Below are 3,405 nucleotides of genomic sequence, written 5' to 3'. Positions count from 1 at the left end.
TGCGAGATCGACGGTGTCACCCGGGAAGCGAGCCTGATGATGATCGACGACGTCGAGGTCGGTGATTACGTGCTGATTCATGCCGGCTTTGCGATCGAGCGGATTGATGAAGAAGAAGCGCAACTGACCCTGAATGCCCTGCGCGAAGCTCTCGATATGGGCCTGGCTGCTGAATGAAGCTGACGACTCCTTTTCGCGATCCCGAACTCGCCCGGGGTCAGATTGATGCCATCGAAAAGGTCGTCGCCGGTTACGACGGCACCATCACCCTGATGGAGGTTTGCGGCACCCACACCATGGCGATCTACCAGCACGGCATCCGCAACCTGCTGCCGCCACAGATCCGCTTGATCTCCGGCCCGGGGTGCCCGGTCTGTGTGACTCCGGTCGGCTATGTTGACCACGCCGTGGCACTGGCCCGCCGGCCCGGCACCATCATCACCACCTTCGGCGATATGATCCGGGTTCCCGGATCATCGAGCAGCCTGATCCATGAGCAGGCAACCGGCGCCGCCATCCGGATCGTCTACTCGCCGCTCGATGCCGTCGCGATTGCCGAAAAAAACCCGGAAAAGGAGATCGTCTTTCTCGGTGTCGGCTTTGAAACAACAACCCCTACCATCGCCGGCGCGGTGCTGACCGCCCAGCGGAGGGGGGTGAAGAATTTTTCCGTGCTCACCAGCCACAAGACGATGCCGGCACCGATGGCCGCCCTGATCGGTGATCCGGAATTGCAGGTCGACGGCTACATCTGCCCGGCTCATGTCAGCGCCATTATCGGCGCTGATGCTTACCGGCCGCTGGTTGAGCAGTACAATGTTGCGGCAGTGATTACCGGCTTCGAACCGCTCGACGTCCTGCAGGGGATCGCCATGCTCGCCAGCCAGGTGGTAAACGGCGAAGCGAAAGTCGAGACCCAGTACCGCCGGGTCGTCAAACCGGAAGGCAACTTGAAGGCGCGCGACATCCTTTACCAGGTCTTCCGGCCCTGCTCGGCCCGCTGGCGTGGTATTGGCGACATTCCCGACAGCGGCCTTGAACTGCGTCCGGAATATTCCACCTACAACGCCGCCGAGAAACTGAATGTCGAGATCGAAGAACCGCGTGAACATCCCGGCTGCCTCTGCGGCGACATTCTCAAAGGGAAAATCCGGCCAACCGACTGCAAACTCTTCCGCACGGTCTGCACCCCGGAAGACCCGGTCGGCGCCTGCATGGTCTCGAGCGAAGGAACCTGCGCGGCGGAATATAAATACGGTTCTTGATTTTTAACGGAGAGGTGGAGAGAAGCTGAGTCGGAGAGTTTTCCTTAATGAAATGCTTTATGCTCTACGCGATCTTATCCCCTCTCCCTCTCTGCGTCTCTCCGTTAAATTGCATGTGTCCCTAGGAGTCATATATTGAAATCCGACATTATCCTTCTCGGTCACGGCAGCGGCGGCAAGCTCAGTCATCAGCTGCTCGACGATATCATCATCCCGGCTCTTTCCGGCATTGCCGCAAGTGAGCAGAATGACGCTGCCATCCTGCCTGCCCCGGCCGGTCGTCTTGCCTTTACCACCGACTCCTATGTCGTTGACCCGATCTTTTTTCCCGGCGGCTGCATCGGCGACCTGGCGATCAACGGGACGGTGAACGACCTTGCCATGGCCGCTGCCAGACCACTGGTGGTCAGCGTCGGCCTGATTCTCGAAGAGGGTTTTCCGGTTGCTGATCTGCAGGAGATTCTTGAAGCAATGCGCACAGCGGCTGACAAGGCCGGCGTGACAATCGTTACCGGCGATACCAAGGTGGTGCCGCGGGGCAAGGCCGACAAGATCTTTATCAACACATCCGGAATCGGCGTTATTGAACATGAATTGACTATTACGGGAAGCGGCGCCAGGCCGGGAGATCGGATCATCATTAATGGGACCGTCGGCGATCACGGCATGGCGGTTCTGGCGAGCCGCGAGGGGCTGGAACTGGGGAGCGCGATAGAGTCGGATTGCACCGAGCTCGCCAGCCTGGTCGAAACGATCCTTGCCGAAGGTGGTGGGTCGATACACGTACTGCGTGACCCGACCCGCGGCGGTGTTGCAACGACGCTAAAGGAGATCGCATTGCAGTCACGGGTCGACCTCGAGCTCGAGGAAACGGCGATCCCGGTACGGGACGATGTCGGCGGTGCCTGCGCGATCCTCGGCCTCGATCCCCTGTTCGTTGCCAATGAAGGAAAACTATTGGCCGTGGTGGCCGATCATAAAGCTGAAGCTGTTCTGCAAACGATGCAGAAACATCCGGCCGGTAAGGATGCCGCGGTTATCGGCACTGTCGTTAGTGAAGGGAGCGGTAAGCTGGCCTTGAAAACGGCGATCGGCGGCAAACGTTCAATAGAGATGCTGGCGGGAGAGCAGTTGCCGAGAATCTGTTGAAGCATTGAAGAAAAGAAATGGGGGGTGATTTCCTCTTTCAGGACCTTCCTTCTGCAATCTGCAGCCTGGCTCCCGGGAACTTCTTTATTCGTATGGCGGGTACTTTTCCATGATCCGTCGCACCGCCTCAACCGCACGGCCGGGCATAGCCTCTGAGACAATCGCACTGGCCCGACCCGACCAGACCACAAGGTCATTCCGGTCCCGTAATTCAATAACCAGTACACCCTGCTTCAACTTTCGTTCCTCAACCGAGCTGGTCTGCGCTTCCGCCGACCGCTGATTATAGGCTCCGGGCGTAATACTCTCGGCGGCAGTGAGCGTCTGCCAGAAACCTTTCTGCGGGCTGACGGTCAGCCGGTAGGTGACAACAAGGTCAGCACTCTCTCTCTTCTCTAGTCCATCGGCTTCAAGCTCTTGGTCGATTGTTTGCACAATCAACCTGTGCATCAACTCCCGCCGGGCCTGCATAATCAATGTTTCCGGTCGGGTCTCCTGCCACTGAAAGCTTTGGAATGCCGAAAAGTCGACCTCGGGTTTGACAAAGGTCGAAAATTCCGGTCCCGGTCTGGCGCAACCACCGAACACCAGAACGACAGCAGTCAGAAGCAGTACGAAATTGAACCTGTATTGCATTTCGGGGCCCTCCTCCGGATTTTACCGGCAAAAACAATCAATTTTCTATAGTATAACTTGTTGATTGTGAAGAATCGACTAAGCTTTTTGCTAAAGAGCATATAAAAGAGAGGAGTTCCGTTATGGGCAGGAAGAAAACCATTGGTATTTTGACCGGGGGTGGCGATGTCCCGGGGTTGAACCCGGCGATCCGGGCAGTCACAATTCGGGCACTGCGTGAAGGGTACCGGGTTGTCGGCATTCGTCGCTGCTGGGCCGGGCTGGTTGAAATCGTCCGTGATGAAAAAGCCGACAACAGTCATTGCTACATCGAGCTGACCGAGAGTATCGTCAACCGGGCCGGCCGCACCGGCGG

General features: G+C 57.7%; 5 protein-coding genes. 4 read left to right on the top strand and 1 reads right to left on the bottom strand.

Features of this window, described 5'->3' with window-relative positions; all coding sequences use genetic code 11:
• The 3 genes from hypC to hypE form a co-directional block, all read left to right on the top strand.
• On the top strand, positions 1–177 hold a 177-nt coding region (gene hypC, locus C0623_08575), incomplete at its 5' end, for a HypC/HybG/HupF family hydrogenase formation chaperone (GenBank protein ID PLX99786.1).
• Positions 174–1,265: a hydrogenase formation protein HypD gene (locus tag C0623_08570; GenBank protein ID PLX99785.1), complete on the top strand. Its 1,092-nt coding sequence runs from the start codon at positions 174–176 to the stop codon at positions 1,263–1,265. The genes hypC and C0623_08570, both read left to right, overlap by 4 nt.
• A 135-nt stretch (positions 1,266–1,400) precedes the next feature.
• A complete protein-coding gene (gene hypE, locus C0623_08565; protein PLX99784.1) occupies positions 1,401–2,414 on the top strand; it encodes a hydrogenase expression/formation protein HypE in 1,014 nt (337 codons plus the stop codon).
• A gap of 84 nt (positions 2,415–2,498) precedes the next feature.
• Here the strand turns inward: hypE and C0623_08560 are convergent, their stop codons facing one another.
• Positions 2,499–3,050, bottom strand: coding sequence for a hypothetical protein (locus C0623_08560; GenBank protein ID PLX99783.1), 552 nt, complete (start codon positions 3,048–3,050; stop codon positions 2,499–2,501).
• 122 nt (positions 3,051–3,172) lie between these two features.
• On the opposite strand from C0623_08560, the gene C0623_08555 reads away from it, so the two are divergent.
• Positions 3,173–3,405, top strand: a 233-nt coding sequence (locus C0623_08555; protein PLX99782.1) for a phosphofructokinase, incomplete at its 3' end; no start/stop codon positions are given.

The sequence above is a fragment of the Desulfuromonas sp. genome (assembly GCA_002869615.1).
GTDB lineage: Bacteria > Desulfobacterota > Desulfuromonadia > Desulfuromonadales > UBA2294 > BM707.
This window is presented reverse-complemented; position numbering and strand designations above follow the sequence as displayed.

What these genes read in the sequence shown, in the direction of transcription:
- C0623_08570 (PLX99785.1), top strand. Translation starts at nt 174, where the DNA reads ATGAAGCTGACGACTCCTTTTCGCGATCCCGAACTCGCCCGGGGTCAG.
- C0623_08560 (PLX99783.1), bottom strand. Translation starts at nt 3,050, where the DNA reads ATGCAATACAGGTTCAATTTCGTACTGCTTCTGACTGCTGTCGTTCTG.